We start from the raw sequence: 13,295 nt of genomic DNA, 5'->3' as shown, positions 1-13,295 counted from the left end.
GTCTTTCATAATTATTGAATAGTGAATCCGCCATCAATTGGAACAATTGCTCCACTCATGAATTTTGCTTCATCAGATGCTAAAAATACTGCTAAATCTGCTATCTCATCTACTTGTCCAAATGTACGAGTTGGTACTAAATCTTTAGGAATGCCAGCTAAAACATCTTTAACTAAAGGTGTTTCAATTGTACCTGGGCAAATTGCATTAATTTTAATACCGTAGCGAGCATATTCAGAAGACAAGTGTTTTGTATATCCAATTACACCATGTTTCGTAGCAGTATAAGCAGCGCCACCTTTTCCTGCAACAAGTCCAGCAACTGAAGCAATATTAACTATTGAACCAGTACCACGTTCAATCATGCTTGGTAACACAGCATTCGAGAATTCAAATACACTTGTTAAGTTAATATTTAATAGGAAATTCCATTGTTCTAACGTTGTATCTAAAGATTTCGCATATTTGTCAAATACACCAGCATTATTTACTAATACATCAACTGGACCAAATGTTTCTTCTGTTACTTTGACGCAGTTTAAAATATCTTCAGTTTTCATAACATTTACCGATAAAGCAATCGCTTCTCCACCGAATGCTTTAATTTCTTCGGCTACTGCTTGGGCACCTTCTAAATTTAAGTCAGCCACAACCACCTTTGCGCCTTCTTTAGCAAAGCGGATTGCTTCACCTTGTCCCATACCAGATGCAGCACCTGTAATAATTGCAACTTTGTCTTTTAATCTCATCTATGACATCTCCTAAAATTTATTTTTGATAACGTTTACGTTCACATTTTATACATAATTAGTTATAATGAAAAATACTAAAAAACTATTTATATATAACCATAAGTTATATAGAGTGAGGGAAGAGATGGACCTAATAAAATTGAGATACTTTTATACAACAGCAAAATTGGAAAATATTTCGCTTGCTGCTAAGGAACTTTTAATTTCTCAACCAGCTTTAAGTAAGGCAATAACTAACTTAGAATCTGAATTACAAATGGATCTATTTTTCCGTAATGGAAAGAGGATCTCACTAAACGATAATGGGAGATTTTTATTTCAACGAGCAGAGCGGATTTTTTCAGAAGTCACCAATCTAGAGCATTCATTAAATGAGAGAAGAAAGGATGGAGGCGGAAACTTGTCAATCGTTACAACACTTCCATATACTTTTACCAATCTTATCGATTTATTTTTTAATGACTATCCCGATGTAAGATGTCAGCAAGTTCCATTATCGAAAGAAAACCTGCAGCAGTTTATTGAGTATGGAAAATATGATGTGTGTATTACAACAGAGAATATTAATCATTCGAATGTTGAGTGGGTGCCATTATTTGAAGAAGAAATTTATTTAACTGTGCCAAAATCATTCAAAGAAGCAAATGCACAAACAATTAACCTAATAGAAATAGAAGGTAACCTTCCATTTATTGGTCTGAGAAAGCAATACAGTTTTCGTCAATTTACTGACCAATTTTGCAAATCGGTAGGATATACACCTTTCTATCAAGTAGAAGTAGAAGAAGCTACTACCATATTACAACTTGTTAAAAATGGTCGAGGGGCTGCATTTACACCCGAAACATCGGTTAATTTATATGAAGATAAAATCAAGCATCTAAAAATTGAAAACGGAAATTTTAAACGTACAATTGGTTTATTAAAGCATAAATATTTATATCCGACAAAAATATCACAAGCTTTCATTGAGCATTGTATTAACTATTTTCAGGAATATAAAAATCTATAAATAATATATTTTAATTAAGATATTCAACAACCGGTCGCTTTTCATGAATAAGAAGGTATATTTTTGGATTGTGAAGATTTCTATTTAACTATAGGGGCAGATTAGATAAAGATGAAGATCGCTTCGGCGGTCTCTTCTTACGATTAGTCAAGTATATTTCTAAGATTTATAGGAATATTTTTAGGGGGGTTTTTGGGCATTCCAAATTTCTTCCATTTTCTTTACTTCACTAAGGAGTAAAGCTTTTTTTTATGCTATAATTAGTACCAGATAATAATATCAACTAATAGGTATTGACCCTGTTGAAACAAACTAAATACGCCTAAACTGGAGATAATACTATGTTAATAAATACTAAATTAAAGTCACAAAGTGTCTCTGCCTATTTTAAGTCACTGGGTATCAAAAACTGCTTAACCAAAGAAGACTTTTGGACCCATGTAACCCATGTTGACTCCTTCTTGGCTAAGGAACTCCAACCCATTATGGAGCGCAAACTAAAAGGGAATCTTTATGAAGTGAAAAACCGAACACTGGCCTTCAGTTTGGCGGTAGAATCATGGACGATGAATTTCCATCAGTCCCTTCTCAACTGGATCAATCAGCAAACTCATTTAAAGCCGAAGCGGATTTTGGAAATTGGGTGTGATAATGGGTTGCTGTCTTGTTGGTACGCCTCGATTTTTCCAGATGCGGAGATCGTTGGCATTGAACAGTGTGGAAATGGAATTCAATGTGCACAGCAGTTGGCCATGCTGCAAGGGCTTAATAACGTGAGTTTTTACCAAATGGATTTTATGGAGGTAACTGAACACTTTTCCCTGAATTCTTTTGATTTAATCATTTCATCACGGACCTTTCATGAGATTATGGGGCCTATTATGATTTCAAACTATTGGTCACTTCTAGAGTACATGAAGGAGAATCCGACCTATGGTGACAGTTGTTATTTAGAAATAGTCCATCGTTTGTTAACGGAGGATGGATTGTATCTCTCTTGCGAACAATTGAAAAATTCCGCAGATCTCGGAAGGTGGGCGAATGTGCTTCAGGATGCGGGTTTGCATATTCAATGGGATGACAGTGGTACCATCGAATACCATGAAATAGGAGTAGATAGGCTGTCTCCTGTGATTGTGGCGACAAAAAGGGAAACCAGTCTTGAAACCTTGAAAGGTATGGAACAACTATATACGAAAGGTTACCCACTTGTATTGGAGGAGGGTAGGTCCTATAAAGGAGGGACAGCGGAGTTTGCTTATCAACAGCTGGGGGAGAAAACATTCTTCACAGGAATTCAATTGAAAGTGATGAACCATTGGCATGTGTTTCGACTTGAGCTTTGGGAGACAGATAGGTTTTTGCTTGTCTATAACTATGGAAATATGGGGTATCATGAATTGGATATTTTACCTGCCTACGCATATGAAGAGGCACACCGGTTGATGGAGGAGGCGGTTGGGGAGTTCGGTCACCTTGGTCCGCTTGTTTGGTATCACACCTTGGATGAACGACCAGAATAGCAGCTACAATCCCCATGCTATTTTAACTATAACCCGAATAATGGACATTTAAAAAAGTCCATTGTTCGGGTTTTTTTTGTATTCCTTGGATTAAAATCTGTTTAAAATCAATTAAAAGGACATAATCGGAGGAAAAATCAAGATGAGTAAGATTATATGAATAAGTTATTAGGGAGTAATCCCAATGTTAACCATGTGTCAGAACGCAGATTTCATATACACCTGACTTTAAGATAAAAACTGTAAGAGAGAATATTAATGGAAAGGGCCCAGCACAAATCTTTAAGGCAAAAAAATTTTTTAGAATTTTGGGTCAGTCCCCCGGCGCGGTGAAGCTTTACATCACTGGGGGACTGACCCATTTTGCCTTTTTTTATGCCTAAATGAGTAATGGGTCGTCCAACAGTACAATTAAACTAAAAGAGGGAAGGAAGAATTAGTCACTATTTGAATAATTTTTGTGCCTTAGGTAATTATACCAATGTTCTTATAAAAATTTGAATATCTTAAGGAGGTTTAAAGACTGAAAGTGGAAAAATTCATCATCAAAAATCGATGTATTATTTCATAATGTCAGGAGGGTATTTTCGTGATGCGATATTTAAAGTCATTAGGTTTAGTTTTGTTAGCAAGTATCGTTATAGTTGGCTGTCAGTCAAATAATAAGAAGAATAATGCTAATAACAAAAAAGAGGAAACCAAGGAATCCAACCAGGCAAGTCAGGAAGATGTGACAGGATTCCCAAATTGGGGGTATGACCTTCAACATACCCGACATGTGCCTTATAAAGAGATAACAAAAGAGAATGTAACAAAAATGGGGATTGCATGGCAGCAGGATATCTTAGATTGGAATAAGGATATTCCAAATTTACAAGAAGATTTCCCTGTCGTCCACGACGGGGTCATGTATGTGACTAGTTCGAAAAATCATGTGTTTGCAATCGATGCCGCAAGTGGAAAGAAGCTTTGGGCATGGACGCCGCCCAAGGACGTACTTGATCATATTAATGGTTTGCCATGGCAGTCCAATGTGGCGAGTAGGGGTGTCGCAGTGGCCAATGGGAATGTATTTGTCTTGATGATCGATAATCGGCTGGCCAAACTGGATGCGAAGAACGGAAAACTGTTAAAAATGGTTAACTTTTGGGATCATGAACCTACTATTAAGTTAGAAAACAGATATTATGAATCTTCAGCTCCGATGTATTATGATGGGAACGTTTACGTTGGAAGCAGCGGCGGTGATAATGGTACACGAGGTTTTGTTTGGGCGTTTAAAGCAGATACTCTGGAACCGCTATGGAAAGAGCCGTTTTGGACCGTTCCTGAGAGAGGAACTGGCTGGGCGAAGGGTAAATATACAGGCGGAGGCTCCGTATGGACACCGATGTCGTTTGATCCAGATACTGATATGATGTATTTTGCAGTAGGGAATCCAGCTCCGGACTTTTATGATGCAGATAGAAAAGGAAAAAATCCATATACCGATTCTATCACTGCTTTAGATAGTAAAACAGGGAAGTTTAAGTGGTCATCTACTCAAGTTGATCATGATATATGGGATTATGACGCTGCCGCAACACCGATGATTCTCAATGCAAAGGTCGACGGGAAAAAGCAAAAGGTTGTGGTTGAAGGCGGTAAGAATGGAAAGTGGTATGCGTGGGACGCAAAAACAGGGAAGACCATTTATGATGGGGTACCTTTTGTAAAAATTCAGCATTCGGACGTACCAAGCGATGAGAGTAAAGCAGTTCTCCAATGGCCAGGAACACCAGGTGGAGAAAGCTATGCTCCACAGACATATGACCCTGACACCAACTATGTGCTTATTCCAGGTATTAATAGTCCTAATCTAATGGTAGCAGCTAAAGATGCAGAAGAGATTGCAAAAGATAATAATACCTTTCCAGGAACAAAGATCCTTCCTTTGCCAAAGGATGTTGATGTTTCTGGTACCATTACAGCAATTGATATGAATACAGGGAAAAAAGTATATCAAAATAAAACGGACGATCCGATGTATGGCGGATTCACAAGTACGGCTGCCGGTCTTGCCTTCTACGGGGAATTGGATGGAAAGGTAAATGCTCTTGATATTAAAACAGGTAAAGTATTATGGAGCATGCAAAGTGGAGGAAAACAAATCAAAATGGCACCTTCCATATATACTGTTGACGGCAAAGAATATGTTGCAGTCATTACTGGTGGTACGAAGGTTGTTGTTTATGGTCTCGGAGGTAAGTTAAAACCTGGAGCTATAAATAAAAATGCAAAATTACAAGGGGAAGCAGACGTTGTTATCGATCCGGAAAAGGTTTACAAAAGAAGTTGTATTTCCTGTCACGGGGATAATCTTCAAGGCGCAACAGCACCAAATCTTCAACACATAGGTAAAACTATGTCTAAAGAGGACATTTTGAATAAAATTCTTAATGGTGGCGACCGCATGCCAGCAGGTATGGCCAAAGGTGCAGAGGCTGAAGCACTAGCGGAATGGCTATCCAAAAAGAAATGATTTTTACTCTTGAAACAATCCGAGTCTGATTCCCTTATTCGGACTCAGATTGTTTCTTAAAAGGATAATTATAAATTGGCGAAACATCAGATATTCACGAAAAATAAGGATGGTGTTAAAATGAGGAAATTACCGATTTATAACGTGCGATTCATTGGTGCCGCCTTATGCATTTCCTTACTCTTTGGATTTGCCTACCCAACATTGACCAATGCTCAGTCAAGTAATGGCTTAGGTTCATCCGAGGATAACGGAATCAGGTTAACCATCAATGACTATTCGATAATAAACCATGGCCAAGACATTCAGCTGCATTATACGATAACCACAAATTCAAATATACCAGTTAGTTCGAACACTAAAAGTTTGATTGGAAACCCGTATATTTGGATTGGGAATACGTTAGTTCGTGAGGAATCAGAATCGTTTCAGAAAATAAGTAATAATGAGTATAAAGGAACGATAATAGCACAGCTGCAACATTACAGATCAGATAATTCTGAATTATCATTTCACACACATGGAATAATGAATCAAAATGGACAATGGACAGTTAATTTTCATTTAAGGAGCAGTCAGTACTGAGATAGATGTTGAAAAATTATAAGATATCCCGTATCATTCTTAAATCGTACGGGATAAGTCTTTTGAAGTAATAAATGGCGCTTTTAATTGGATAAATTTGTAAAAAATGGATGTTTTTAACCTGAGTTTTGATAAGCTCAGGTTATTTTTAATACAGTCACAGAAAAAGCAAGGGAACGATGTAAACAACCTGAGTTCAATCATCATCCGGACTTAGGTTGTTTCTTTTTGTTCTTGTCCCTTTTTGCAATATATTGCCAAATCCAATACCACATTAAGACATCTTCAGGTCAAAATTCTGGTTATTTTGAGATATCTATCTACATAGATTATTTTGAAAGGGAAAATCCGACACCCCCGCGCAGGGGAGAATTTTCAGTGTGGGTGTCATGAAAGGGGGTATCTAACATGTGGGTGAAGCCTGAGTATAAAGTGATCAATACATCTCCTGAGGTGACAATGTATGCCTATATTGGCTAGCAGCACGGCTCGCTTGCGCATGCAATTAATAGTTTTATAAATCAATGGAGGTAGTGCATATGAAAATAAAGCGTTACCTAAAATCAATGATTGGCGCGATTATTGGGTGTGCAACAGCCGGAGGATGGCTGGCCGTCGATCTCCTGCTTCCAGAACCAGTGGGTGACTATCTCCTGTATCCCCTCATGGCTGTAGTGAATATAGCGATTGGGTGGCAAGTTGGAAGGGCATTAGGTAAACCTAGGGATATTGGCAAAGAAGGTATTCAAGTCTCCAGTGAAAGGACTGAAGCCAAATTCGAATTAGAGTCTTAGGAGCAGCGGCTGGTGGCGGCTTTCCGCAGTGGAACTGTGCATGTCCAAATTGCCATAGTGTCCGCGAAGGAAACGATTCGCACCAGCCGTTATTACAATCATCGCTTGCTGTAAGTGCGAATGAAAAGGATTGGTATCTCATTAATGCGGGACCGGATGTTCACAGGCAGATTGAATCGTTTACTGCCCTGCATCCGGGTCCAGGTATAAGAGAGACTCCGCTGGCTGGTGTTATTTTAACCGATGCCGAGTTCGACCATACGATTGGGTTATTGTCATTACGGGAGGGTTCTTGTTTAACCATCTATGGAACCGAGACTGTACGAAAGAGTTTGCAGTCATTTTTTCCAGTGTTACCCATACTGAAAAACTATTGTTCATGGGAATGGCAGTCTCTTCACCCTGATAATCGCAAGCGGATAGGACTTCCGGGTGTAGGAGAAGAAGGAACCATCATCATCGAGACGGTCCCCGTTTCTAAAAAACCGCCGCTTTATACCCAGTCAAACAAGGAGGAGAATGACCCGGAAGTTTTATGGGAGGTCGGGCTGGTTCTTTATAATGAGAGTACCGGCAGATGCCTTGCTTACTTTCCTACTTTAGAAAGGATCACCCCGGCTATAGAAGCTTGCTTTCAGAAGGCGGATATCTTGATGGTTGACGGAACCTTTTGGTCAGAAACCGAATTGGTTGAGATGGGTGCAACCAAGCGCGATGCAAGAAGTATGGGACATTTACCAATTAGTGGTCCATCGGGCATTGCTGAAAAGTTAGCCATATTCCCAGCCAAGCGGAAAATCCTGATTCACATTAACAACAGCAACCCTATTCTTAAGAAGGACTCAATGGAAAGGCATACATTGGAACGGCTTGGTTTTGAGATTGCCTATGACGGTATGGAAGTGGAGGTGTGAACATTTTGGATCAAGGTGATTTCCTTAGCCTAGAAAGGGTGTTAAATGATACAAAGGAAGAATTATGGACGAGGGATGAATTCACAGAGCAATTAAAAGCTGTTGGAAGTTCCTTCTATCATGACAAACATCCATTTCACGTAGCGATGCATAAAGGAAAATTAAGCAGAGAACAGATCCGCGGTTGGGTGGCTAACCGGTACTATTATCAAAAATCAGTTCCGATTAAAGATGCAGCTATTCTTTCTAGGCTGCCGTCAAGGGATATGCGACGTGAATGGATTGGGCGAATCATTGATCATGACGGAACGCAAGGGGAAGAAGGTGGAATTGAAGCATGGCTTCGGCTTGGTGAGGCTGTGGGGTTATCCCGGGAAGAAGTAACGCAGGAAGTCAGAGTCGTTCCGGGTGTTCGATTTGCTGTTGATGCCTATGTAAACTTCGCGCGGACAAAACCGTGGATGGTAGCCGTTGCTTCCTCCCTAACCGAATTGTTTTCTCCTGATTTAATGTCAAAGAGAATGAAGATCCTTGAGCGGCTTTATCCATGGATTGACCGTGCAGGTCTGGAATATTTTCAAAATCGCCTTTCACAGGCGCCGCGTGATGCCGATACAGCCCTTAAACTTGTGACTACCTATTGCCAAACTCCGAAAGATCAAAGGCGGGCTGTTGCCGCACTGCGTTTCAAGTGTGATGTGTTGTGGGCACAGCTTGATGCCATCGAAAATGCATATCCTCTATAAGAATGAACGATGGTTTTATCACTCACCCGAAAAATAAATGAAAGGTGGTGGAGTCAATTTTAGCTGACAGTATTCCAAGACTCGCAGCAAAGGCGCGATTAAAATTTGATAAAGTAAGGGAAAAGAATCTTCTTTTGTTACCGGAAAAGGTCGTGGTCTTGAACGAAACGGCTGCATCTATACTTACTTTATGTGACGGGAGACAAACGGTGAACACCATCACTGAAAAAATAAGGGCTTCCCTGCAGGCAGACACAGAAACTGCAGATACAAGTGCTCTGCTTGATTTGAAAACGATGAAAGCAGATATTTCTGAGTTTCTCCGGGAGATGGAGGATCAGGGTTGGGTGGTGATCCATAAACATGGTTCAGTCGATAACAAAGAACAATAATGGGGCTCCCCCCCCATTTTCCTTGGTCGCGGAGTTAACTCATCGCTGTCCTTTACATTGTCCATATTGTTCGAACCCTTTAGAAATGATATCAAAGGCAATGGAAATATCGACCGGGGAGTGGTGCCGTGTTTTGTCTGAGGCGGCTGATCTGGGAGTTGTAGAAGTTCATTTTTCCGGTGGAGAACCACTTTTGCGAGGCGATTTGGAAGTTTTTATCCGCCATGCAAATAAATTAGAGATGTATACCAATCTCATAACCAGCGGCATTGGATTAACAACTGAAAAGGCAGCCCGGCTCTGTGATGCCGGACTGGAAAATGTGCAGGTGAGCTTTCAGGCAGGCGAAGCAAAGCTTTCGGACATCATCGGCGGTTTTAAGGCTTTTGACAAGAAAAGGGAAGCTTGCAAAGCGGTAAAAAAAGCCGGATTGTATTTATCATTAAATGTCGTATTGCACCGAATGAATATTGATCATTTGGATGAGATTATTAAACTCGCCGAGGAGGTGGGTGCTGAACGTCTGGAACTGGCGAATACACAGTATTATAACTGGGCTTTGCTCAATCGGGAGCAGCTTTTGCCAAGCCGTGTTCAGATTAAAGCTGCCCGTGAAATCTATGACGCCGCAAAAGCGCGCATTGGGAAAAAAATCGAAATCATTTGGGTTATTCCTGATTATTATGCTCAGGCACCTAAGCCTTGTATGGGGGGATGGGGGACGATTGGCCTAACGGTAGCACCAAATGGGGCAGTCCTTCCTTGCCCGACAGCCGGGATGATTGAGGGTCTTTCCTTTGAAAATGTTCTTGATTCGTCACTAAGTCATATTTGGTATGAATCAGAGTCTTTTAACCATTTCCGCGGTGAAGAATGGATGCCAGAACCCTGCCTTTCGTGTGAACTAAGACACCAAGACGGAGGTGGGTGCCGCTGCCAGGCTTTTGCTTTAACTGGGGACGCTTATGCGACGGATCCAGTCTGCCAATGGGCGCCAAAACATTATCTGATTGAAAAAGCTGTACAAGACGCTAATTGCACCCCCATTATACAGTCATCACCTATCATCTATCGGAGATTTCGGCTAGATAGACCCGCATCAAAAAAAACATAAAACTCTAATAAAAATATGTGATTGCAAATTTGGTGCTAAGGGACTCCATACATAACCTTTGCACCTTTTTTATATGACCCATTTGAAAAGAACAGTGGTCGCGAGACTGATCCAAACGAGGAGAATAACAATCGCTGCTGCCCAATTTTTCCGCAGCATTTTAGGCGTTCGGGAGGCCATCACCCTGCATTCTTGCAATACTTGATTAGGTATCAGGGTGAACACTCCTAATATCCCCAAGGGAAGCAGAATAACTTCATCCAAATAACCTAATACTGGAATGAAATCTGGAATAAGGTCTATGGGGCTTAACGCATAGGCAACAATCAATAATGAAAATGCTTTAGCATACCATGGTGTTTTCGGATAACGGTATGCAAGATACACAATATAGATATTTTGTTTAATATTTTGTATGAATTCCTTCCATTTGTTTAGATGCTTAACCATGTCGCTTCCTTCCCTCTCTAATAAACTATCCTCGTTTTTCATCGTTCAGCCAGATCCTTTCGGATTATTTTGCTTCGAACATCACCATTTTAAACAACTTATGCGTATCCGCTATTTGGTTTTTTTTTTCTAAAGACATAATGCACCCATTGTGATGTTTCCTTTATAGGTAAACCGTAATGGATGTGAATAAATGACAGGAGAATTTGGAACTCTTTTAAGTAGAGTAAATAAACAATGGTTTACCGATATCCCCACGTAATTATTTAAAATGATGTAAGAAAAATAGAAAAGAAGTGATAAAGTTGAAGTTTGTGTTTGGTAAGAACGATGAAGAAGGAGCCGGAAAAATTCATCCGGCGGCCAAAAAACTTATGCTGGTCAATGCTATTCGAAGTATTGGACAAGGCATGCTAGTTGTTGATTTGTCTCTATACCTCGCTGCACTGGGTTGGAGCACAGCGGCGATTGGAAGTGTGCTTGCTGCCGGAGGTTTGCTTGGTGTAGGACTAGCCCCAGTCATAGGTATTTATAGCGATCGACTGGGGAGAAAACCCTTTATCCTTTTTTCTGAACTATTAATTGCCGGATGTGCGTTGATTGGGATATTATCTACAAATACTATTTTGTTATTTATTGCAATCACACTTTCAGGTTTTGGGAAAGCGGACGCCGGTTCTCCCAGTCCTTGTGCCCCGGCGGAGCAGGCTTGGCTGGCGGCCTTTATCCCAAAAAAAGAGCGTGGAAAGGTATATAGTCTGAATAATGCTCTTAGCTTTTTCGGAATGGCGGCAGGTGCAGTGCTGGCGGGGATCACGGCCTTATGGAATCATAATCTTAAAGGAGACACTTTCTATCGCCCTATATTCTTCTTTATCTTCGTTTTATCCTTTGTGACAGCGTCAATCATTTTAACCATTCAGGAAGGAAAAATTGATAATCAACCAGGATATATAAAAGAGGAGTCAGGGAATCAAGAAAAGAGAATCCTGCGCGAAGAAAATTCTGCGGTCTTTAAGCTCGCAGCCATTAACATACTTAACGGGATTGCCATTGGGCTTACGGGACCCATGATGTCGTATTGGTTTTCGGCTAAATTCGGGGTAAGCAGTATACAGATTGGAAGCACATTGGCTGTCACTTTTTTTGCGACAGGTGTTACCTCGGTCTTACAAGCAAGATTATCCAACAAACACGGGACAATAAGGTCCATTGTGCTGGTTCGTTTTATTGCAAGCCTGCTTTTGATTTTGATGCCCTTACTATCGTCCTATGCACTTGTTTCTGTCTTGTATATCATACGAACGGCTTTAAACAGAGGTACACAAGGGGCACAGCAAGCGTTGAGTGTGAGTTTGACTCGTGACATGCGCCGTGGTTTCGCATCAAGCATCAATATCTTTTCAATCAGGCTGCCCATCTCGATTGGACCGTATTTTACCGGCTATCTTTTTGGATTTGGTTCACTGGCCCTGCCTTTCTACATAGCTTCTGGTTTACAATTCAGTTTTGCTTATTTATATGGAAAAGTCTTCAGCTCCTACGAAATTCGAATGAAATCCCATGCTTCATCGGGGTAATGTTAGGGTTATAGGATTGAGGAATTTTAAGGTAAACATTTTCAACAAAAACGTGGATAATGATAATCAAGATTGGTTGCTGCAAGCACTTGAAGGAAAGCAGTTGGATGGTTATTGGAAGTTCCAGTAATATTAAATTCATAATAATAGTAAGTCACAGATTGAAATTGAATATGATCCTATTATATTGGTTTGCAAAAACCTGATAAGGTTCACCGGAACGAATCAAATGAGTTATTTTCTAATTGAGCCCAGCCGACATAATGTGAAAAACGTACTAAGACAAATTTTTCAGTCAGCTGAACTCTTTGGGGCAATGAAGCCGTTAGTCGATACAAGCACAGTCCTTTATATGGTTTTTAATTATGATGATGAGGATAGTAAAGCTGTGATGTCCATATTAAAAGAACATCTAACCATAGCCACAAAAGAAGACCAAGACAAGACCGCCTCCTTCTCTCTTTTTGATACCGTTGGCAAGGATGAAGGAGAAATCCAGGTCTTCTTAGGAAGTAAACTAAAACCTGGTACAGCCAATAACAAACCTGTTCCACCTCCTAATCTAACCAATTATATTGAAAGCGAAGCCTATAAAAAATCCAACCAAGCCGAACAAACTAAACTCAAACAACAGCAAATTAAGTACAATGCCAACGAACTAAGAAAACTCATCTTCTCCAACTACGCTGACATCGACATGGGACCATCCCGCAGTAAAACTATCTTCAGCGACTACGCCCAAGCACTTGCCTCCGAATACGAAAATAAAATGCTATTAGACTAGGAAGTCCAAAATGCTATTAAATTGTTACGTATTGAATTGAATTCGAGATTACAAAGAGCGGTGAACTAACATTTCTCTATTTTCAGAAAGTGAAGGAATTATTGAAGAAGGAATCTGTAAAAGAGAAA

13 protein-coding genes are annotated in these 13,295 nt (G+C 40.1%); 11 read left to right on the top strand and 2 right to left on the bottom strand.

Translation table 11 applies throughout. From position 1 onward, the window contains the following. Positions 1-11 precede the first annotated feature (11 nt). Complete coding sequence (locus KW850_RS05905; RefSeq protein ID WP_218346654.1) at positions 12-749, bottom strand: SDR family NAD(P)-dependent oxidoreductase; 738 nt, start codon at positions 747-749, stop codon at positions 12-14. A 127-nt stretch (positions 750-876) separates the two neighbouring features. Between KW850_RS05905 and KW850_RS05900 the strand changes: the two genes are divergently transcribed. The 9 genes from KW850_RS05900 (at position 877) to pqqE (ending at position 10,353) form a co-directional block, all read left to right on the top strand. Beyond that, positions 877-1,764: a LysR family transcriptional regulator gene (locus KW850_RS05900; RefSeq protein WP_218346653.1), complete on the top strand. Its 888-nt coding sequence runs from the start codon at positions 877-879 to the stop codon at positions 1,762-1,764. 341 nt (positions 1,765-2,105) lie between these two features. Then, complete coding sequence (locus KW850_RS05895; RefSeq protein ID WP_218346652.1) at positions 2,106-3,287, top strand: methyltransferase domain-containing protein; 1,182 nt, start codon at positions 2,106-2,108, stop codon at positions 3,285-3,287. A gap of 592 nt (positions 3,288-3,879) precedes the next feature. Continuing rightward, on the top strand, positions 3,880-5,808 hold the full coding sequence (locus KW850_RS05890; RefSeq protein WP_256358124.1) for an outer membrane protein assembly factor BamB family protein: 1,929 nt from the start codon (positions 3,880-3,882) through the stop codon (positions 5,806-5,808). 120 nt (positions 5,809-5,928) lie between these two features. Next, positions 5,929-6,393, top strand: coding sequence for a hypothetical protein (locus tag KW850_RS05885; RefSeq protein ID WP_218346650.1), 465 nt, complete (start codon positions 5,929-5,931; stop codon positions 6,391-6,393). 539 nt (positions 6,394-6,932) lie between these two features. Next, positions 6,933-7,187, top strand: coding sequence for a hypothetical protein (locus KW850_RS05880; RefSeq protein ID WP_186328624.1), 255 nt, complete (start codon positions 6,933-6,935; stop codon positions 7,185-7,187). Then, positions 7,169-8,101, top strand: a complete 933-nt coding sequence (gene pqqB, locus KW850_RS05875) for a pyrroloquinoline quinone biosynthesis protein PqqB (RefSeq protein WP_218346850.1) — start codon at positions 7,169-7,171, stop codon at positions 8,099-8,101. The genes KW850_RS05880 and pqqB overlap by 19 nt, the downstream gene beginning before the upstream one ends. A gap of 5 nt (positions 8,102-8,106) precedes the next feature. Continuing rightward, positions 8,107-8,847: a pyrroloquinoline-quinone synthase PqqC gene (pqqC, locus tag KW850_RS05870; protein WP_218346649.1), complete on the top strand. Its 741-nt coding sequence runs from the start codon at positions 8,107-8,109 to the stop codon at positions 8,845-8,847. A gap of 47 nt (positions 8,848-8,894) precedes the next feature. Next, positions 8,895-9,239, top strand: a complete 345-nt coding sequence (gene pqqD / locus KW850_RS05865) for a pyrroloquinoline quinone biosynthesis peptide chaperone PqqD (RefSeq protein WP_218346648.1) — start codon at positions 8,895-8,897, stop codon at positions 9,237-9,239. Then, a complete protein-coding gene (gene pqqE, locus KW850_RS05860; RefSeq protein WP_218346647.1) occupies positions 9,211-10,353 on the top strand; it encodes a pyrroloquinoline quinone biosynthesis protein PqqE in 1,143 nt (380 codons plus the stop codon). Before pqqD ends, pqqE begins: the two co-directional genes overlap by 29 nt. A 69-nt stretch (positions 10,354-10,422) precedes the next feature. Here pqqE and KW850_RS05855 read toward each other — a convergent pair whose 3' ends face one another. Further along, on the bottom strand, positions 10,423-10,803 hold the full coding sequence (locus KW850_RS05855; RefSeq protein WP_218346646.1) for a YkvA family protein: 381 nt from the start codon (positions 10,801-10,803) through the stop codon (positions 10,423-10,425). 314 nt (positions 10,804-11,117) lie between these two features. Between KW850_RS05855 and KW850_RS05850 the strand changes: the two genes are divergently transcribed. After that, the gene (locus tag KW850_RS05850) at positions 11,118-12,383 is read left to right on the top strand and encodes an MFS transporter (protein WP_308128763.1); all 1,266 of its coding nucleotides are present in this window, start codon (positions 11,118-11,120) and stop codon (positions 12,381-12,383) included. Positions 12,384-12,612: 229 nt separating this feature from the next. Then, positions 12,613-13,167, top strand: coding sequence for a hypothetical protein (locus KW850_RS05845; protein WP_218346644.1), 555 nt, complete (start codon positions 12,613-12,615; stop codon positions 13,165-13,167). The last annotated feature ends 128 nt before the right edge of the window (positions 13,168-13,295 follow it).

Source organism: Bacillus sp. sid0103, from assembly GCF_019219025.1.
This window is presented reverse-complemented; position numbering and strand designations above follow the sequence as displayed.